The organism is Candidatus Dojkabacteria bacterium (genome assembly GCA_030583845.1).
In the GTDB taxonomy this organism is placed as follows: Bacteria; Patescibacteriota; Dojkabacteria; order SC72; family JAHDCA01.
This window is the reverse complement of the sequence record CP129478.1, coordinates 878,870-899,013: the sequence shown is the minus strand read 5'-3', so window position 1 is coordinate 899,013 and position 20,144 is coordinate 878,870. Positions and strand designations below refer to the sequence as shown.

General features: G+C 45.0%; 19 protein-coding genes and 3 tRNA genes. 11 read left to right on the top strand and 11 right to left on the bottom strand.

Annotated elements, in window-relative coordinates; genetic code table 11:
• Positions 1–35: 35 nt before the first annotated feature.
• Entirely contained in the window at positions 36–1,745 is a 1,710-nt protein-coding gene (locus QY318_04190) for a thiamine pyrophosphate-binding protein (protein ID WKZ31014.1), read from the bottom strand.
• A 57-nt stretch (positions 1,746–1,802) separates the two neighbouring features.
• Between QY318_04190 and QY318_04185 the strand changes: the two genes are divergently transcribed.
• The 10 genes from QY318_04185 to QY318_04140 all read left to right on the top strand — a co-directional run bounded on the left by QY318_04185 (position 1,803) and on the right by QY318_04140 (position 7,662).
• Positions 1,803–1,875: transfer RNA gene (locus QY318_04185), tRNA-Thr, on the top strand.
• A gap of 127 nt (positions 1,876–2,002) precedes the next feature.
• Positions 2,003–2,659: a uracil-DNA glycosylase family protein gene (locus QY318_04180; GenBank protein WKZ31013.1), complete on the top strand. Its 657-nt coding sequence runs from the start codon at positions 2,003–2,005 to the stop codon at positions 2,657–2,659.
• Positions 2,656–3,084, top strand: a complete 429-nt coding sequence (locus tag QY318_04175) for an HAD-IA family hydrolase (GenBank protein ID WKZ31012.1) — start codon at positions 2,656–2,658, stop codon at positions 3,082–3,084. The genes QY318_04180 and QY318_04175 overlap by 4 nt, the downstream gene beginning before the upstream one ends.
• A 69-nt stretch (positions 3,085–3,153) precedes the next feature.
• Complete coding sequence (locus tag QY318_04170; GenBank protein ID WKZ31011.1) at positions 3,154–4,248, top strand: DeoR family transcriptional regulator; 1,095 nt, start codon at positions 3,154–3,156, stop codon at positions 4,246–4,248.
• A 78-nt stretch (positions 4,249–4,326) separates the two neighbouring features.
• Positions 4,327–4,412, top strand: a tRNA-Leu gene (locus QY318_04165).
• A gap of 360 nt (positions 4,413–4,772) precedes the next feature.
• Positions 4,773–4,844, top strand: a tRNA-Glu gene (locus QY318_04160).
• Between the two features lie 26 nt (positions 4,845–4,870).
• Positions 4,871–5,182: a nucleoside triphosphate pyrophosphohydrolase gene (locus QY318_04155; protein ID WKZ31010.1), complete on the top strand. Its 312-nt coding sequence runs from the start codon at positions 4,871–4,873 to the stop codon at positions 5,180–5,182.
• Positions 5,183–5,290: 108 nt separating this feature from the next.
• On the top strand, positions 5,291–5,893 hold the full coding sequence (gene lepB, locus QY318_04150) for a signal peptidase I (protein ID WKZ31009.1): 603 nt from the start codon (positions 5,291–5,293) through the stop codon (positions 5,891–5,893).
• Positions 5,894–5,969: 76 nt separating this feature from the next.
• Positions 5,970–6,758, top strand: a complete 789-nt coding sequence (locus tag QY318_04145; GenBank protein WKZ31008.1) for an AAA family ATPase — start codon at positions 5,970–5,972, stop codon at positions 6,756–6,758.
• Between the two features lie 37 nt (positions 6,759–6,795).
• Positions 6,796–7,662, top strand: coding sequence for a ParB/RepB/Spo0J family partition protein (locus QY318_04140; protein WKZ31007.1), 867 nt, complete (start codon positions 6,796–6,798; stop codon positions 7,660–7,662).
• Positions 7,663–7,684: 22 nt separating this feature from the next.
• Here the strand turns inward: QY318_04140 and QY318_04135 are convergent, their stop codons facing one another.
• The 5 genes from QY318_04135 to rodA all read right to left on the bottom strand — a co-directional run bounded on the left by QY318_04135 (position 7,685) and on the right by rodA (position 11,990).
• On the bottom strand, positions 7,685–8,455 hold the full coding sequence (locus tag QY318_04135) for an RNA methyltransferase (GenBank protein ID WKZ31006.1): 771 nt from the start codon (positions 8,453–8,455) through the stop codon (positions 7,685–7,687).
• A gap of 97 nt (positions 8,456–8,552) precedes the next feature.
• On the bottom strand, positions 8,553–8,840 hold the full coding sequence (locus QY318_04130; GenBank protein WKZ31005.1) for a 50S ribosomal protein L27: 288 nt from the start codon (positions 8,838–8,840) through the stop codon (positions 8,553–8,555).
• A 22-nt stretch (positions 8,841–8,862) separates the two neighbouring features.
• Positions 8,863–10,038, bottom strand: a complete 1,176-nt coding sequence (locus QY318_04125) for a DNA methyltransferase (GenBank protein WKZ31004.1) — start codon at positions 10,036–10,038, stop codon at positions 8,863–8,865.
• A 78-nt stretch (positions 10,039–10,116) separates the two neighbouring features.
• Positions 10,117–10,596, bottom strand: a complete 480-nt coding sequence (rplU, locus tag QY318_04120) for a 50S ribosomal protein L21 (protein WKZ31003.1) — start codon at positions 10,594–10,596, stop codon at positions 10,117–10,119.
• 71 nt (positions 10,597–10,667) lie between these two features.
• Positions 10,668–11,990, bottom strand: coding sequence for a rod shape-determining protein RodA (gene rodA, locus QY318_04115; GenBank protein ID WKZ31002.1), 1,323 nt, complete (start codon positions 11,988–11,990; stop codon positions 10,668–10,670).
• A 132-nt stretch (positions 11,991–12,122) separates the two neighbouring features.
• Here rodA and QY318_04110 point away from each other — a divergent pair, with 132 nt between their 5' ends.
• Entirely contained in the window at positions 12,123–12,860 is a 738-nt protein-coding gene (locus QY318_04110) for an SDR family NAD(P)-dependent oxidoreductase (protein ID WKZ31001.1), read from the top strand.
• Positions 12,861–12,915: 55 nt separating this feature from the next.
• Here QY318_04110 and ileS read toward each other — a convergent pair whose 3' ends face one another.
• The 5 genes from ileS to QY318_04085 form a co-directional block, all read right to left on the bottom strand.
• A complete protein-coding gene (gene ileS, locus QY318_04105) occupies positions 12,916–15,906 on the bottom strand; it encodes an isoleucine--tRNA ligase (protein ID WKZ31000.1) in 2,991 nt (996 codons plus the stop codon).
• Positions 15,907–16,212: 306 nt separating this feature from the next.
• Positions 16,213–16,470: a YkvA family protein gene (locus QY318_04100; protein WKZ30999.1), complete on the bottom strand. Its 258-nt coding sequence runs from the start codon at positions 16,468–16,470 to the stop codon at positions 16,213–16,215.
• A gap of 49 nt (positions 16,471–16,519) precedes the next feature.
• A complete protein-coding gene (gene ftsZ, locus QY318_04095; protein WKZ30998.1) occupies positions 16,520–17,725 on the bottom strand; it encodes a cell division protein FtsZ in 1,206 nt (401 codons plus the stop codon).
• Positions 17,726–17,765: 40 nt separating this feature from the next.
• Positions 17,766–19,079, bottom strand: a complete 1,314-nt coding sequence (gene ftsA, locus QY318_04090) for a cell division protein FtsA (protein WKZ30997.1) — start codon at positions 19,077–19,079, stop codon at positions 17,766–17,768.
• 227 nt (positions 19,080–19,306) lie between these two features.
• Positions 19,307–20,137 (bottom strand): FtsQ-type POTRA domain-containing protein, encoded by an 831-nt coding sequence (locus QY318_04085; GenBank protein ID WKZ30996.1) that lies wholly within the window; start codon positions 20,135–20,137, stop codon positions 19,307–19,309.
• Positions 20,138–20,144 lie beyond the last annotated feature (7 nt).

The window sequence follows — 20,144 nt, the reverse complement described above, 5'->3', positions numbered from 1 at the left end:
CTGTGAAACAGGCAAATGTCAAACGAACTCCGCCTTCACCAAGTCGCACTTGCTAAGTGCGATTTCGCTTCGGTGTAGTCAACAACCATATGCATAAAGGCTGCCTTTCTGGACATTAATCCTTTCCTGAGGTCTCCCTGCAACGTATCCGGGTCGCCTAATCTGGTATAAGCGATGCCATAACTCTTCGCGAAAAGCTCCCAGTCAGGATTTTCGAACTTCAGCCCATTCTCTTTCAATCCCAGATGCTCCTGCTTCCACTCGATCATCCCAAAGCTTTTATCCTCAAGAAGTAGGATCTTAACCGCAACTCCGAGTCGCATCATAGTCTCAATTTCTTGAGAATTCATCATGAAGCCTCCATCCCCTACTACAGCTACAACTTGCGAGCTAGGGTTGAGCATCTTGGCGACTGTTGCAGTAGGGAGCCCTGCACCCATAGTCGCGAGAGCGTTGTCGAGAATTAATGAGTTTGCCTTATAAGCCTTATATTTCTCTGCAAATGCCAGCTTATATAGGCCGTTGTCGAGACAGACAATGCCGTTCTTTGAAATCACTGTACGTAGCGAGTGGACTAGGTGCTCAATGCTGATCGGTTGGTGATTTGGGGTCTCCTCGACCGACTCGGCTTCATACGGATCGAGCTCATACTCGGGCTGGTCGGCGAGCTCTCCACCAAACAGCAGATTGCTTTCTGTGAAAAGCTCGTGCTGCCCACCTTTAACCTCCTCTACTTTAAATTCAGTAAGCGAATTCCCTTTCCAATAGTTCTTTTGCTCGACCTTCTCTATAACTGCCTTGAGGCTCGCTGGAATATCGCCAACTACTTCATGCTCGAAAGTGAAACCGGCATCTTCTGTCGGATAGCTATTTATACTTAGCAGCTTTGAATTTGCTTTACTGAAAATAAAGGGCGGTTTTTCATATACGCCATATCCAATGCTAACTATCAGATCTGCTTCATTAACTATTTCATGAATTTTTTGCCCCTCTGTAAATATCGGGCAGCCAAGACAGTTATCCAACCGCTCATCTACCGCACCTTTACCCATCTGGGTTGAAATAAATGGAACCCCTAAAGTTTTAATGAAATCTGTAAGTGAGGCAGAGATATTTTTGTGATTTGCTCCCGAGCCGACTACCACCAGAGGCTTGTTTGCAGCGCTAATCACTGCCGCCGCATTAGAGATGTCCGCACTGTTTGGATAATTATTTGAGAGCTCGGCAGGCAGTGGAGTGTCCACTTCCGATGTGCCTGCAGCTACATCTTCTGGTAGCTCAATATGCACGACGCCAGGTCGCCCATTTTCCGCTTGATAAAATGCAGCTCTTACTGTTCCCGCGATACTCGCACCGTTATCAACACGACTACTCTCCTTCACAATGCTTTGCATCATCTTGATCACCTCAACCTTCTGAAATTTCCCTTCTTGACGATCTTTGGCCGACTTCTCGGCTGTGATTGCGACAAGCGGCATAGCTCCAAGCTGTGCATGAGCAATCCCGGTCATCAAATTGGTAGCGCCAGGGCCAAGAGTTGAGAGCACAACGCCGGCCTTGCCGGTCAAGCGCCCATAGGTTGCAGCCATAAATGCAGCGGCCTGCTCGTGTCGAGTAGTTATGAATTTTATTTCAGAATCTTTTAATGAATCGAGAAGGTCAAGATTTTCTTCCCCAGGGATGCCGAAAATATACTTGACTCCTTCATTCTCCAGGCATTTTACAAATAGGTCTGCGCCTTTCATGCCTCATTATACTAATATTTCGTTTTTCTGCTAAAATTCAAGCAACCTTGAAGAAATGCTGGTGTAGCTCAGTTGGCAGAGCAAATCTTTCGTAAAGATTAGGTCGTGAGTTCGAATCTCGCCACCAGCTTTTTGTGACCTTTCGTCGTGTTCAGTCCTCTCCTAACCACTTGAGGTATTATGCAAGTGGTTGGATGCGGAAGAACACTCCTTAAGATCACAAAAAGTTAGAACATACTCTCCTGTATAATGTGTGTATGAGCATGCAGCTAACTGAGCTATTTTCAGAATTCGAGACACTACACGCCAAACATGGCAGCCCAAAATTAAACCCTATCTTCGGCGCAGGCAAGATCGATAACCCAAAAGTGTGCCTAGTCTTTATGAATCCCACCAGCAGGAATATTGCCTCATCAAAAGAATGGTCAGGTATACTGGCGCCATGGCTAGGAACAAAGCATGTATGGAAAATGCTTCATACTCTTGGGCTATTCACAAATGACAAGATGCTTGACGAGATCAGCAACAGGAAGCCGAAGGAATGGGATGAGGCTTTTGCAGAGGAGCTATACTCCGAGATCGCGAGTGCTTCAATATATGTCACAAATATTGCTAAATGCACACAAGATGACGCCCGCCCCCTTCCTGATTCAATTTTTAAGGAGTACCTACCCTCCTTCAACCGTGAAATTTCATTAATTAATCCTGAAATCACTTTCACATTTGGCAATCAGGTCAGCTCGGTCATCTTAGGAAGGAGTATCTCAGTCTCGAGCTATCTTAGCTCCGAATTTGAGCCATTGGAGATCGATGGAAACTCCTTAAAGATCTACCCTACCTATTATCCTGTCGGGCAAGGGATGAGAAATATGGGGAAGGCGACCGAAAGAATTAAAACTGTCTTGCACTCATGATAAAAGCTGTAATCTTTGATGTCTTAAATGTCATCTTCACGCCAATCCCTGGTGAGGCCTTTAACTATCAGCTTACCGACGAGATGAAGGCTCTGCTATGGCAACTTGATAGTCATGACCTCATGATCGGATATCTCACAAACACATCCGGCAAGCGGCTGGATCAGCTTGTAGAGCAGAAAATTTTGCCTCAATTTAAGATACGGATCTCCTCTGTTGAGGCATGCTTCCCAAAGCCAGATCCACAGGTATATGCCCAGCTTGTCGAGGAGCTTGAAATGGTTGGGATCAAACCGGAAGAGACGCTTTTCATTGATGACAAAGAGCAGAATCTTGAGCCAGCAAGACGCATAGGTATAAAGACGATTCTGTTTCGGGGTGATCAGGAGTTAAATGACTCACTAGAAAGGCTTGTAGTAAAGTAGATTCCCATTCCGCTTGACAGGTTACGACATTGTTATAATAATGTTACGTTATCCCTTCCTGAAAATTTAATGAATATACCTACTTATACAAACACAAACCTTGTTATCAACTATCTGATCAAGATAGAAAAGGCCATTCAGACAATTAACAGAACCCCTATCCCATATATACACAAAGAAGAGCTACTTAATGAAATGTATGCGGAGGACATTATAGCTATCGCAGAGCTTATTAATGAAGAGCTGGGCTACGACGAGGCTAAACGTGTGCAAGAAGGCAAGGTCTTATCCTCTGCAAGGTCAAAGCTACTTCCATACATCAATTATCGAAACGGTATGGATTTTGTGCGTTCATACACGCCTCAGAGCTTCATGCAGCCATCTGTGGACCTACTGCTGCATATCAACAAGATCCAGATGAATAAATTGGTAGAGGAGTGGGAAGCAGGGAAATTGCGTGATTTTTCTGATCAGCCAAACGAGCTTTACGATAGCTGGTACGCTTTGCGTGACTTCTACCCAAACCTCGACTTTGCCAACCATTTTAATGAAATCATTAATTGGATCTACGCTCGCGGAAATAATTTTCATAAGCTGATTCAGATAGCGATCCTGCTCTATGAGCTAATCGACAAAGCACCTCTGCTCTCGGGCAACCAGCTAAGCTCAACGCTTCTCCTTTCAACATTAACCAAGGATCTAAAGTACAACCCTGACAGCATGCTGTCAATTGCGAAGGCGCTCAACTTTATCGGTGAAGATCTCAAGTCGGCCTTTAAAATTTCGAGGTCAAACCGCGATCTCACAGTGTTTATCGAAGCATTTCTTTACACTATGTCGAATGAGTACCTTAGCCTTGAGCAACGATACCTAAATGTGTATGAAAGAAAGGTAAAATTGCACGGTAAGCTGTCAGAGAAGCTTAATAATAGGCAAAAGAAGCTGCTAGATTATATGGAAAACAATGAAAAGGTGACCCGATCGGAGGTAAGGAAGCTAATGGGCGTTTCATTTATGACGGCTTATAGAGATTTACAGCAGCTTGTTGAAGAGGGATATATCGAGATTAAAGGTGTTGGAAGAGGTACCTACTATAAGCTACTGAAGAAAGACTCGGCAGACCACTCTAAGCCCGAGCTGCAAGTATTTGGCTCCCACAGCTAAATACTACACAATTATGCAGATTAAATTTGATCTCACATTTTGAAAATTTTGTGCTAAAATAGGCCGCTTATATGAATTGCTGGGGTGGCGGAACTGGCAGACGCGCATGGCTTAGGACCATGTGGGATTAAAATCCTGTGGAGGTTCGAGTCCTCTCCTCAGCAGATTAAATCTGGGGCATCTATAGCTAGCGCAGTTGAACTGCAAATTATTAAGATTAATTATTGTAACAACTGTGATAAAGAAATTTTTGCTTCCATTCCAAGTAGTCCTCTTGAAACGCAGGCTTTGTCCTGGGTGCACACACTCACTCGATAACATCGGCAAGCGCGAAGCTTTCCGTACCAACAAAGTAATGGTTACCTGCAAGTGCAACCGCAGATATGTGTTAGATCAAGATTCTAACCAGTACAGACGTGCCTCAGCTAGTGAAGAGAAAGAATTCCTTAACAAAAGGGGTGTTTTGAAGTAAAATGTCCTGTTTGCTCATTATTGACGCCACTTCACGCAGTGAGGTGATATATGCCGCCATCGTCTAACGGCTAGGACACTGGGTTTTCATCCCAGCAATCGGGGTTCGATTCCCCGTGGCGGTAGTTTATAACTTTTCCACACACACACTATGAAGAAAATTGGCAAGCTAGTAAGAGACAAGATCCCTGAAACAATAGAGAGTGAAGGCAGGAAGCCCATCACAAGGACACTCCTAAAGGATGAATTCCTTGCGGAACTAGATAAAAAATTCAGCGAAGAGCTGGCTGAATTTATAGAAGAGCATGAAATCGTAGAGTTAGGCGATGTCCTTGAGATTATTTATGCTTATTGTGACCTGCTTGGTGTTAGTTTCGAAGATCTAGAGAAGATTCGCAGTGAAAAAGCATCCAAGAACGGAGATTTTTCAAAAAGAATCTATCTTGAAGGCACTGAGGAATAAATCCTTAACCCCCTTTTAAATCCCACACCGATATACTCTTTACACTTAAGCAATTATCAAATAAGCTGTAGTAATCAGAACGGCGAGATTAATTTACTGCCCGAATAGATGTACGACACACCAACACCCGAAGCAAAGCAAGGATTCGCCAAACTTTCCGGAGTACTGGGAGGAGTAGGATCATTTGTATTTGAAAGTATTGAAGCCATAGTCATAGCGTTGGCTATCTGTGTTGTTTTATATCTCTTTTTGGTCACTCCACACGAGGTGATTGGCCGATCGATGCAGCCAAATTTCGTAGAGGGTGAGTACCTAATCGCAAACAAGCTGGTTTACAAGTTTAAAGACCCGGAGAGAGGCGATGTAGTCATCTTCAAGCACTCACCTACTCAAGATTATATTAAGCGCGTTATTGCCGTCCCTGGGGATGATGTGAGCGTGCTAGATGGCAATTACTACATAAACGGCGAGATGCTGGATGAGTCTGAGTATCTTGCGGACACGGTCTATACTGAGGGCGGGACTTTCCTGCATGAAGGAGAGACCTATACCGTTAAAGAGGGTGAAATTTTCGCATCTGGTGATAACCGACCTCACAGCACCGACTCAAGAGCTTTTGGCCCAGTTAAGCAGGACGACGTTAAAGGACGTGTCTGGTTTGTTTACTTCCCACTCAGCAACTTTAGGATCATTCAGCATCCTAACTATTAATCGAGAAGTTTCATATTTGCTTTGTAAAAGTTCGTGCTTCATGTAAAATGATGCATAGGCAGTTCTGTGAAACATTATGAAAACTTTCGTCATCGTAAATCAAAAAGGTGGTGTAGGCAAAACCACAACAGCCATCAACCTCGGAGCGATGCTTGCCAAGAAAGGGAAAAAGGTCCTACTTATAGACCTAGATCCACAGGCAAATCTCTCATCAGGAGTCGGTTTTCGAGCCTATAACGAAGAAACTTGGGATAAAGATAGCCGTGCAACATATAAAAGTGTGTACGATGTATTGGTATCCCAAGAGCCGATCTCCTCTGTCTATGTCGCCACCGATATTGAGAACCTCCTCTTAGTGCCGTCACACCTATCATTGGCCGGTGCCGAGGTTGAGATGGTCAACATGATGGCACGTGAGACCTTGCTCAAGAAAGCTGTCAGCAGCCTGAATGCCAAGATTGACTATGCAATTATTGACTGTCCACCATCACTCGGACTCCTGACTATTAATGCGCTTACTTCAGCTGACAAGATGATTATACCTGTGCAGTGCGAATATTTCGCGCTTGAGGGGCTGGGCCAGCTACTTAAAACCACTGAGCTGGTTAAGAGCATCAACCCACAGCTCACGATCGGCGGAGTTGTACTAACAATGTTTGATAGTCGCACCAAGCTGTCTAGCCAGGTGGTTAATGAAGTTAAAGAGTACTTTGACACGGTTGTATTTAAATCGATTATCCCGAGGAATGTGCGGCTCTCAGAAGCACCTTCGCATGGAAAAACTATTGTGGATTATGACCCTTCATCTACAGGCGCAGTAGCATATGGTAAGCTCGCCGATGAGTTTATTGAGAGATTCTCCTGAAGATAGAATTAATAAATTATTTAATGAATTTAATGAAATGGCAGAAGTAAAGAATAGCGAACCAAGGCTAGGAAAAGGTCTCTCAGCCCTCCTCTCAAACCCTGAGTATCAAGGTGCTGACTCGCCCTACAACGAGGCGTTCGACATAACCAAAATCGAGGCGAACCCATACCAGCCACGCATGCATATTGATCCAAGCGACCTTGTCGAGCTGTCAGATTCAATTCGCCAAAATGGCGTAATTCAGCCGCTTCTTATCAGCAAGAAAAAGGATGGTAACGGCTTCTATCTTATCGCTGGTGAGCGAAGATTCCGAGCAGCACAGCTTGCCGGATTGAAAACTGTACCAGTGGTTATCCAAGATACATCACCACAAGAGATGCTTGAGCTAGCCTTGATCGAGAATATCCAGCGCAAAGACCTAAACGCAATCGAAGAAGCGCTTGCATTTAAGCAGCTTCAAGATCAGTTCGGCCTGACGCAGACAGACATCTCAAAAAAGATGAGCCTTAGTCGTGTCTCTGTTACCAACAAGATCCGCTTGCTTGGACTTCCCGAGGTAGTGCGAGAAGCAGTGCTGAATGACAAGCTCAGCGAGGGACATGCAAGGGCTCTGCTTGGCATCACAGATGAGCCTTCTCTCATCGCAGCAGCAAATATTGTCTTGAAGCGCAACCTAAGCGTTCGCGAGACCGAGGAGCTGGTTCGCAAGATTAACTTCGGCAAGGGTACTCGATCACAGGAAAAGCTGAAGCTCGACAAGCGTACCAAAGATTGGGTAGATAGGCTTTCACAGAAACTTGGTCACACCACGAGGATTCAAAGGATGAGCAAGGGCGGCAAGATTATTATCCGCTATATGAGCCAGGAGGAGTTGGAAGATTTGATGAAGAAGCTTGTCTAACTTTTGAGAGGAGTCGCTCCCGTTACTCTGTGATTTTCTGCTTCCGAGCCAAGGTCGTATCCTGCCTATACTTCTCATACATAACAACAGCAGCTGATACACCCACATTCAATGCTCCTAAGCCAGGATGCATCGGCACCTTTACGCGTCTATCAGAACGCTCAAGCAGCTTTGGAGACACACCAATATCCTCGGCGCCTAGTACCAGTGCCTTTGGACCAGTAAGGTTGGCTTCGAATAGAGACTCACCCTCCATATCAAGCGAAACAACCTCGATCGCGTTGCGCTGAAGCTCTTTCAATGCTGCAAATAGGCTCATCTCTGCGATAGGGATGCGCAAGCAGGTTCCCATTGAGATGCGGATTGTCTCGTCTGAGAGCAGGTTTGCTTTCTCAACAGGCGTGATCACACCATTTACACCCGCGGCAAATGCTGTGCGGAAGATTGCACCGATATTGTGCCCATATCTCACATCGCTGAAGACGAGGATAAATGGGTCTTGGTCTTTGGCATAGATACCCTGGAGCATATCATCGATAGTCACCTGGTTGTCGATCTCCATAAGGGCAATGACGCTCTCAGCGCTTGATGTCTTGGAGCGACGGGTGATTGATCGGCGAGCAATTTTCTCAACTGGAATGCCACGAGCATTGGCGATCTGCATTATTTTCTTGGTCTTCGGGTCTTTGAATGCGTTGTTGGCGAGATAGATTTTTTCAAAATCTTTTCCCTCCTCTAGGATTTCGAGGATAGCGTTCTTATTTTCGATCTGGGCATATTTGCGCTTTGGCATTTCTGTAGGCTGCTTGAATTAACTGATTTAATATGACACAAAATCTATAGGGATGGGAAGCGATTACTTAGAAGATCTTACTCCTGTCCTCGGAGCTTTACTCTGCAGACTCAGTCTGGGTTGGAGCATCAAGCACGTCTACAAAATATTTACCCCTCTTGTGGCCTGACATCCTTCTGAAGTTTACAAATCCGTCTGTTACGGCATAAATTGAGTGGTCGCGGGAAAGCTTTGTGTTCCTACCTGCATGAAATACTGTACCGCGCTGTCGGACGATGATATTTCCGTTTCTTACTGATTCACCAGCATAGATCTTTACACCCAGTCTCTTACCTGGAACATTTGGTGAAATTTTTACGCTTCCTGCTGCTGCTGTCTTTGACATCGCTCAGCCGACCCAAACAAATTTAACTCTTCATCTTCAAAATCAAAAGATTGCGCCTTATGATACTATTAGTTCGCTCCCAATGCAAGTCTTTTTCCCTTACTTTGTTGTTTATAATCTCCCATTTTTTGCTGAAAAGCGAGCTGTATCTCAGCGTCATCCAACCCTTATGGGTCTTATATGATGGGAGGACTGCAACTACAGTTAGCTCATGCTTATCAATGTGCTCAAGCATCAAGAAAAGCCCTTCGTACAGCTTCTGAACCTCATTGAGAAGCTCGTTTGCCTTGCCAGGAGCCATCACCTTTCTCTGCGGTGGTCCCATGTATGGCTCGAAAACAACTGCGTGAATTTCTGTATTTCTAAGCTTTTTGCGAATTCCCTTGTGATAATCTGTGACATCGTACTGGAAAAGCGCGTACTTCTGATCACCGAGGTCGTAATTCTTGCTCAACCACGCAATATTTTCCTCAGTTGAATTCACCATCTCCTCGTCTAGATCGGAGCCAAGCACATTATATCCAAGGAGCAAGGCTTCAAGTGGGATTGTACCGACACCACAGAACGGGTCCCAGATAGTTGCACCAGGCTTAACCGATGCCAGATTTACCATAATGCGAGCTAGTTTTGGTGGCAACATCCCCATTTTCTTATCAAATGCAGGTCTTTCGTAGTCCCGCATCGAGAATCCTGCGATATCTTGTACTGCCAAGGTCTTTCCTAGGCTTAGTTCACCTTTGAAATCTTGAAGCAGTGAGAGATCGGCACCTTTCTCGATAAGGTTGTTGCCCAAAATCTGAGCGGAGGATAGCTCACCGCGATCACCACGGATATATCTTGATTTGATGCCGCTATCCTTAAGATACTTATCTACTGAGCGCGAAATTTTCATGACTTTATCATGAAGATCTTTGGCAGAGCTGTTTGAATAACCGCTTACGCCATAGTTAACTTTCTCAAGATTTATAGGAAAAATGCTACTCAGATCGGCGTCAAGCTCATAGACTTCACCATACTTAATGAAACCGCCAAGGCGGTTAAATAGCATTGCAACCTGCTCAGGCTGATCGCTTTCTAATACGAAAAAGTTGCGCCCTTTGTTGTCCAGGCTATATTTGTCTAGGATAACCTTGGCTTGCTGAGAGATCTCAACTGCTGATAGGTCGCGTAGTCTGCCCGGTATGAAGAAATATTTCATGAAAGAAGTGACAAATTTATCACATTAATGATTCTAATGTATCGAAAAGTGATTATCAATCTTGGGGGAAGCAAGCTCCTAAGCTATCTTGGTTACCTCAATACGGGTAATCATAGGGCGGATAGCCCTCTTTCGTCTGTATCGAGCCTTTGACTTGAATGTCCTAGTATCAACTTTCTTATCTCGCTTCTGTGTATCAACCTTTAGCTCAACCTTTGCACCATCAACATATGGCTTGCCTACATTAATACTATCTCCATCTGAGGTCATCAATACTTTGTACAGCTCTGCACTTACTTTCTCTCCCTTTGCACCATCGATCTTGTTAATTGTATATTTCTTCCCCTCTTCAACCTTGAGCTGTGTACCGGCAATCTCGATCACTGCGAAGCCACCATTCTGCTTTACAACTTTAGCTTTTGTAGCCTTTACCTCTGCTTTTGCAGCTGGCTTAGCCTTTGTGCTTGTCTTAGCAGGCTTTGCGTTTGCTTTCACAGCCTTTGGAGCTGCTTTCTTAACAGTAGTTTTCTTTTTTGTTGCGCTCTTTTCGTTTGCCATATAACAGCTGAGATTTTAGAGTAATAGTGGCTTCTTGTCAATGTTAATGACCACTTCTGCTGCTTTAAACGTTACAGCCCACCCGAGTGATCGTCATGATCAATGAAATCTACCTCTTTTGGATGTTTTGCCGAATATGAGATCACGCTTTGCACTAGCCCCAGCGTCACAAAAGTCATAAGTGTAACTGTACCTCCGGCACTCATCAGCGGCAGCGGGATTCCGGTTGCAGGTATAACTCCGGTGTTGCTGCCGATATTGATAAACACCTCAATCATTATCTTAAAGCCCAGCGCGGCAAGCAGCACAGCAGAAGCATCCCATCCATCTGTGCTATTTCGATCATTCACCGCATGCCAGAAGATCCTAGCAATCAATGTAAAGTACAACCCGAGCACTATCATCGACCCTATCCAACCAAACTGCTCAGAGAAAGTGGCAAATATAAAGTCGGTCTGGTGCTCCGGTAAGAATTTAAGGCGAGTCTGTGTCCCAAAGCCGAAGCCTTTCCCAAATAGCTGTCCCGACCCGATCGCTACTTTGGACTGCCGGACGTTAAATGATTTATCTTCATCAGCTTCCTCTGGATTCTGAAACACCTCGATACGATCCTTCTGGTGCTCTGGCAACGCCTCGTAAAAGCTATCCCACCCTGCCGCGACAACCGCCGCACCGACAAACCCGATAAGCAGTGCGACCAGAAACATCTTGCGCCAGCTTTCTTTTGAATATATGCCGTAAATCCCTGCAACTGTGCCGACTCCCACCAGAAGCAGTGCTGTGATCTCCCTATCCCAGGCAAATAGCACTCCGCCAAGCAGCAGCGACACCACAATACCCACCAGCAAGCCATTCCGGAGCTGATTCGACATAAATGTAAATGCGGTAATAAACCAAAGAATCAGAAGGATCAGCGCCATGCTTCCGTGAGGCTGCAGATAGATAAGCACAACTAGCGGCAACACCAAGATGAGCGAAATAACCGCCAGTAGCACTTCGTTATATTTATCACGCAGCGATATCACGCCTATTGTTACCAATATCACCGTGACCTTAGCGATCTCCGACGGTTGAAACTGTGTTCCGCCGATCAATATCCACCTCTTTGCATTATTAATGGCTGGCGCAAAAGCCAAAGTAGCTATCAGCAGCGATAGGGTGACTAGATATATCACAGCAATCACCTGAATATGCCATAGATAGGTAATGTCTATCCTAGCGACAGCAATGTAAAGAAGTACGCCAAGTGCGACAAACACCGCCTGCTTCATGACGATACCGGTCCAATCAATATTTCCATCGAAGTCTATGCTCGTCGAGACTAGTGTGAAGAGTCCTAGCACAGTCAATATGGTTGTAATAACAAGGATGAGCTTGTCCTGATATTTGAACATCAGATTGAGTTTACCACTGAGAGATTAAGGATTCCACGCCGCAAACTGATAATTAAATTGGCTATGAAGTTTAATATTTATAACTCACGACATTTGTAATAGAATGGGCAACTAAGTTAAGACTTATTTCCAATGGATTTCAACGGCAAGGTTGCATTTGTGACAGGTTCGACGAGTGGAATCGGTAAATCCATTGCACAAAAACTGTTAGATCTGAAATGTGAGGTAATCATTAGTTCGGAGCACAGTAGTTTTGAGTTATCGCAAGAATTTACACAGACAGATAAAGCACATTATATTAAGTGTGATATTTCAAGTAGGGCAGATATTGATATTGCACGAGAGTATATTAAAGAAAAGTGTCAGAGGTTGGATCTGTTAGTGTGTAATGCAGGTATTATGCCTTTGCCTTGTAGTATAGATACAATCACTGATGAAGTAATTGATAAGACTATTAACGTAAACCTCAAAGGAACGTTCTGGACTTTGCGTATATTAGGTGACTTAATTAAAGAGACCTCTAAAACAGGTGCTGTTGTAAATATTACATCTGTTGATGGTCTAATCGGAGAGCCATACGGGGTAATATATTCGGCAACAAAAGCTGGAATCATTTCGTTAACAAAATCATTTGCCCGCTACTATAACGAACCTTTAATAAGAGTGAATGCTGTAGCTCCTGGTTTAATAGATACTCCTTTGACATCTACGACCGGTGAAGACCCTTCCATGACTACTGATCTATCAGTAATTAAGAGGATGGGCACTCCTGCGGAAGTAGCTGATTCAGTAGTGTATTTACTGAGTGAACAAGCAAGCTTTGTTACAGGTCAGGTAGTAGCCGTTGATGGTGGATTTACACTTAAATAGGGCCTCGAGTAAGATTCCCCACAATGTGTATAAGTAGTGTAATCTAATTAAGCTGTTAGCTTACACTCACCGTCAGCTCCGCACCTTCTAGCTTGACCTTCTCACCCTCAACCTTTTCCTCTTTTACTACTGCCTTTGCGCCGACTTTCTCTCGAAGCGCACCATCGAAATCCTCCATCATCTTCTTAACCTCATCTGAGTCTGTGCTGTAGCTCACCACCACCTTATCCTCAACCTTAAATCCGTTCTCTTTGCGCAATACCTGTACCGTGCGAGCCACATCATTCATCCAGCCTTCAGCTTTCAACTCCTCGGTGAGTGTCACATCCAATCCGACAAAGTGGCCTTTGCTATCGTTGAACACCAGCTCGTCATCTTTCGGACGGCTTTTCTTATACTCAACACTCTTCACATTTAGCTCCTCGCGAAGTAGATCACGAAGCTCTTCACTCTCAACAGGCACTACTGCTCTGCTAAGCGGTTGTCGCAGCTTCATACGATTCTCCTCGCGTAGATTCTGTCCTAATGAGGCCAAAGTGCGTACCTGTGCCATACCATCTAGCAGTTTCTGATCTACATCTTTCTCGGTTACTTCTAGATAATCCTCTAGGTGCACCGACTCCTTTGCACCTTTAAGGCCTGCACCAACTACTAGGTTCTGATATATCTCCTCGGTCAGGAAGGGCATCTGAGGTGCAAATGTCCTTGCAAATTGCACCAGAGCTGCATAGAGGGCTTGCAGAGCTTCTATATCACCATTGGCAAATCGTTCTCGCGATCGGCGTATCCACCAGGTAGATATATCGTCTACGGTTGGCTGTATCAGACGGACTGAGCCAGGTATATCGTACGATTCTAGAGCATCTGCATACTGCATTGTGACGCTGTTCATATATGACTTGAGCCATCTGTCTAATACTGTATTTTCTGGGTACTCAGCATCCTTTGGAGTCCAGTTGTGCTGCGTGGCATACATAGTCAGATATCGGTATGTATTCCAGAGAGGTATCATCACTGTCTTTACATACTCGTTTAGATCCTCGTCTGACCAGTTCATATCGCCACCAGCCATGAGTGGAGATCCCATTGCGTACAATCGCATCGCCTCACCACCTATATTCTTCAATACATCCTCAGGGTCGGTGTAGTTGCCATATGTTTTAGACATCTTGCGCCCGTCGCTACCTGCCATTACGCCGTGGCATATCACATTCTTGAATGCCTCTTGGTCGAACAGCATGGTCGACATGCGGAAAAGCACATTAAACCATGCACGCACCTGACCCGAGTACTCGACTATAAAGTCTGCGGGAGAGCTATTTTTAAATTCTTCCTGATTTTCAAATGGATAGTGGTACTCAGCAAATGGCACAGAGCCAGAGTCCAGCCAGCAGTCCAGCACCTCAGGAACTCTTCGATACTCTTTCCCGTCCTTCTTTAGCACCAACTTGTCACAGAAATCCCTGTGGAGTGAGAATTTCTCACCATCAAGGTAGTAGACTGTTTTTCCTTTCTCCTCGCGGGCTTCTAGCTGATCGGTGAGCTCGGCCATCTCGGCTATGCTTCCCATTACTAGCTCTTCCCCATCTTCAGATTTCCAAAGGGGGAGTACGGTTGCCCAGTATCTATTTCTCGAGACTGCCCAATCTGGGGATGTCTCAACAGTATCTGCAAAACGCCCATGCTTAAAGTGGCCTGGCACCCAGTTTACATTTTCGTTAAGCTCGAGCATTCTCTTCTTTAGCTTTTGTACGTCTATGAAGTATGAGTCTTGAGCCATGTATATAAGTGGATTATCACCGCGGTAGTATGGAAGTCGGTGAGTATACATCTCCGATCTGAGCAGATTGCCCTTGAGCTGCATATCCTCTGCAACAAGCGGGCTTGCGTCGCGTAGATATACACCTTTCCAATCTCCCACTGTCATCTTACCCTCTTCATCTATATCAGCTTCGAAGCTTAGCTTCTTCTCATGCCCAAAATTGAAGTCCACCTCACCAAAGGCTGGAGCTATATGGAGCACGCCGGAGCCCTCTTCACCTGTAACCTCACTAAATGCGTAGACGTGGAAGTCATTCTTGGTTGCTTTATCGACAAAGAAATCATACACAGGCTTATACTGGAGCCCATCCATCTCATCACCCATAAAGGTTTTGACGACTCGTACTGTCTTGCCCGCATCCTCGCCTACCTCATCTTCATTAACATTAAATGTGTACTGAACTCGGTCCTCCGCTACTACAAAATACTGTTCATTAAATTCTGCGAGCACATATTTAAATTCAGGGTTTACTGCCAGTGCGAAATTTGATGGTATTGTCCATGGGGTTGTCGTCCAGGCAACCATATATACTGGCTTCTTGTCGGTATCTTTAGCCCAAGGATTCTCTTCTAGCTCAAATTTTACAAATACGCTTAGATCCTCTGTATCCTGATAGTTATCAGTATCCATTGCCACCTCGAAGCTTGAGACAGGTGTCGCAGTATCGGTCGAATACATCGAGACACGCTTACCTTTATATATGTAGCCTTTGTCCCACGCCTGCTTGAAAGCCCATATCACAGATTCATTAAATTCAGGGTGCATCGTGTAGTATGCATTGTCCATGTCGGCCCAGCGACCTATCTTCTCTATGTACCACTTCCAGTTCTCAGAGAACTCTTCAACAAATTTGCGACACTCTTTAACATATCGCTCTACTCCAAACTCTTCCTCTATCTGCTTACGACCCGTCAGGTTATATTTTTTATTGACCTTTGCCTCTATTGGGAGACCGTGACAATCCCAGCCAAATACTCTTCTGACTCTGTACCCCTTCATTGCCCAGTAGCGAGGTATCACATCTTTGGCTATTGAGACAAAAAGATGAGCTGGATGTGGCATGCCCGATACAAACGGAGGACCGTCGACGAAAGAGTATTTCTTATCTTCCGGTCTCTGGTCTACCGATTTTTTAAATGTGTCGTTCTCCCTCCAAAATTCCAGTATTTTGTCCTCGAGCTTTGGGAACTCTGCTCTTTGTGGTGCTTCTACTATTTTCGACATTTTGTATTACTAGTTAGATTAAACAAAAACCCTCCCGCTAACTTATAGTACGTATCGTACTATAAGTTAGCGGGAGGGATGTAATTTCATACATGGTACCACCCTCGTTCCGGAGATTGTTGCCAATCTACGCTTATTTCCCACTCTGTTTCACCATGAATGGGTTGGGTTATTTACGGCTCCCTACCGTCAGCTATTACTTAGCCTTCGATGCTTTGCGAAGAAGGCTGTTCTGTCTGCCACTCCCCTGTGATGCAGGATCGTCGTGTTTAATGGGATAATTATACAGTAAATCTACAAAGAAGCCTACTCCTTACCCTGCTTATACTTGACGTAGCTCCTGAGCAAGCCAGCCGCCAACAGTACAACATCGTCACCATACCCTAAAATAGGGACGACATCCGGTAGAAAATCTATTGGAATAAGCAGATATATTATAGCCGCAATCAGTAAGAAGTTGTTTTTTACGAATGTCATGAGACCCTTATCTTTTTGCGGAGTTGCTTTTTGATTGCTACTTTCGGATTTTTTCTGGACTTCAACAGCCTCAATCTTTTTCGCCACTTGGTCTAGTGAAAAATTTTAGCTAGTGCAAAGAGATACAGCAGAGGGCTTAATTCTTGCGCCTCATAAATGCTGGGATCTCGAGGTCGTCATCATCACTTCCAGATTTGAAGTCGTCTGCTGGCTTGCTTGGCTCCTTAGCAGCAGAGTCAACCTCTGTGAAATTCACAGGTGTCTGCACTTGTGGCGCTTTCTGTACTGGCTTGTCGATCAGGCTGCTCTTTGGCTCTTCCTGGATCAATAATTTCCGTGCTGGCGAGTCTACGTTCAAAGCCTCAAGCTCGATGTCATGCTGTGCAGCCTCGTCAAAGCCTGTCGCTACAATTGTAATCACGATCTCGTCCTTCATTGTCTCGTCAATTGTTGCACCGAAGATCACCTTTGCGTCTGGATCAACCGCTTCACCGATCATCTGGGCTGCTGTATTTATCTCAGACATGCTTAGGTCAGTTCCTCCAACAATATTGAATAGAACACCCTTGGCACCCTGGATAGACATATCGAGAAGTGGGCTCGTAGCAGCCTGGCGAGCGGCAGTCTCTGCACGCTTGTCTCCGGATGCTCGACCCATACCCATCAGTGATGTACCAGCATTTGTCATGATTGCCTTAACATCGGCGAAGTCTACATTGATAAATCCTGTCATAGTTACAAGGCTTGAGATGCTCTTCACACCCTCCGCAAGCACTTTGTCGACCTCTTTCATCGCCTCGAGGAATGAGATGTTCTCATCGACAATTTCGAGCAATCTCTGGTTATCAACTATAATCAATGTATCAACCTTATCCTTTAACTCGGCCAATCCCTCTTCTGCGACTCTTTCTCTATGCTTTCCTTCAAACTTGAATGGCTTGGTAACGACGGCAACTGTGAGCGCTCCAAGGTTCTTGGCCACGCCAGCGATTACTGGAATTGCTCCTGTACCCGTACCACCACCCATCCCAGCTGTTAGGAAAACCATATCGGCACCTGCAAGATGCTCATGGATCTCGTCGAGGCTCTCTTCTGCTGCCTGTGCACCTACATTATGATCACCACCTACGCCAAGTCCACGTGTAAGCTCTGGTCCAAGCTGCAATGTTTGAGGAGCTAATGAATTCTTTAATACCTGGGCATCTGTGTTAAATGCATAAAACTCCACACCCTCAGTGCTGTAATCGGCAATCATTGTGTTAACAGCGTTTCCGCCGGCTCCACCGACGCCTACTACTTTTATCTTCGCCACCGGGTTGACGTTGCTAGGGGTAACCAACATAATTTTTACAGCACAATAAATATATTAATTCGCAGTTTTATTAGGGCATCAACGACTTAATCCAGCCTCCGACCTTCCCAAGGATACCACTTAATCCACCCACAAGCGAGCCTTCACCATCTGACATTCCGCCACCAGCCTCATCTTCCATTGCATGCTTTACCAAGCCTTGAACAGCCGAATATGAAGGATCAGAGATCTCTTCAATCATACCTGTCAGACCGCTTGGATAGCCAAGTCTTGCTGGCACTCCAAATGAAGATTGAGCTACTTTGGTAATATCCTTAAGCTGTGAGCTACCACCTGTAAGCACGATTCCTGCTGGCATCGCGACATCGAAACCGCCTTTTGATACGCTCTCACGTACCATATCAAAGATCTCTTCCAATCGAGCCTCTACTATCTGCTTGAGCATCGATTTAGATACTGAATCTCGGCCCTTGATCCCAAGTGCTGCGATATCTACTAAATCATCTTTGTTCTCTTCTTTCTTCTTTGGCTCCTCTTCTTTTCGTAGAAGTGCTGGAGTCTTGTCCATATCTTTTCTAGCCTTCTCAAGCTTATCTTCAAGTATCTTCTCCATATTTACCTTCACCTTCTCTGCTTCATCTAGGGAAAGCTGTAGGCCGATTGCAAGGTCAGATGTGATGCTCGAGCCACCGAGAGGTACCGAGCCGCTGTAAACGATTGCTCCCTCTTGGAAGATTGATACGCTTACAGTGCCACCACCGATATCCATCATTGTGATTCCGAGCTCTCGCTCAGTGTCTGTCAAAACTGACAATGTTGAGGCCCAGCCTGTAAACACAATGTCTGATACCATAAGGCCTAGCTGCTCAATGCACTTTCGCAGATTCTTCCACGATGACATTGATGCTGTAATGATATGTGTCTCAACTTCAAGTCTTTGACCGGTCATGCCGATTGGGTATTTGATACCGTTCTGATTATCTACGACAAATTCTCTTGGAATTATGTGAATAGGATTCATGTCTTGAGGGAGGGAAAGGGTTCGAGCATTCTCGATTGCGCGATATGTATCCTCCATGGTGATCTCACCGCCGGATACCGCTACGACACCGCGATTGTTAATGCTGTTAATCTGCTCACCATTGATAGAAACATACACATCGGAAACAGTGACACCTGCCATTCGCTCGGCTGCTGTGAGGCTTTCTGAGATTGAATTGGTAGCCTCGTCTATATTTACGATGACACCCTTCTTAATGCCTTGTGCTGGATGGGAGTAAACACCTATAACTGTCGGCTGTAATTCGTTATCGTCGACAGCTGCAATTACTGTTGTAACTTTGGTAGATCCAACGTCTATTGCGGTAATAATTCGTTTCGCCATTTTCTAACAGGAGCAGTTACAAATATTAATTGTTCGCTTATTCATAGCTCTTTTCCGGTTCTTAATCTACAGGATCCATGAGCTTAATTCAATATATAGTAAAAGGTTTCCGCGCGCAAGAGTTTAGTCTCTATAGTACAACGTTTTGGGGAGTAGCCAATTTTAACCCTATTCCTGAGAGGCAATCAATCAGAAAACTGTCTTGTAGGATTTTAACGCAGCCTTGATTAAATCTTTTTTAAGATCGGCCGCTTATATCGAAGATCCAAGGTACGGAAAGTTAGCCCTTCCTCTTCTATCTTGTCTGTCACCAAGAGAAATCTCTTGAGCTGTATATCAAGATCTTGCGAATCAGAAAAGACGATCAGCTTATCTACTCCGACTTGTAGCAGGAAAATCCCCTCGACTAGCTCGACATTCTCCAATATATATCCATTGTCCTTGAGCACTTTACTAAAGATAGAGATCTTCACAGCCTCATAAAATGTAGACTGCTCACCAAGCGGAAAATCCGCTTTCACATCGGTCGAGTACACAATAACCACCGGGAATTTCTCCTTCATCGTCATGCAATCCAGCTGCGGCTCGACTTCGATCTCTTCTTCACCCGTGGTTTTGGCCAACACATATCCCTCTGTATCCAGTAGGTAGCAGTTATTTGTTGTGTCGACCAAAAGGTAAGGCTCACGCTCTGTGAGGGTGGCTACAACTCTGTTTGGGAAATGCTTCTCTACATACACATCTTTAATAAATGGGTTGGACTCGAGCAAGATCTTTCGCACCTCACGAATATCAACTGAGAATAGGTTTGCGCCGATCACTTTATCTTCGACGACCGCTGTCAGCAGCTCCCTATCGGCATTTACCAGATCGGAGTTATCAGCCGTTCGGACCTCGACATGCTTTACATCAACCCAGGTTGTCCGGCTGATCACCAGCCCCAGCAGCAAAACCAAGACAAGCAGAACACTACTGATCGCAATCTTGACCAGCAACTTTTTGCGCTTTGCCTTCTCTCTCTGCTTTACCTCTTTTAATATTTGCGGATCTTTTGGCATTCTTTAA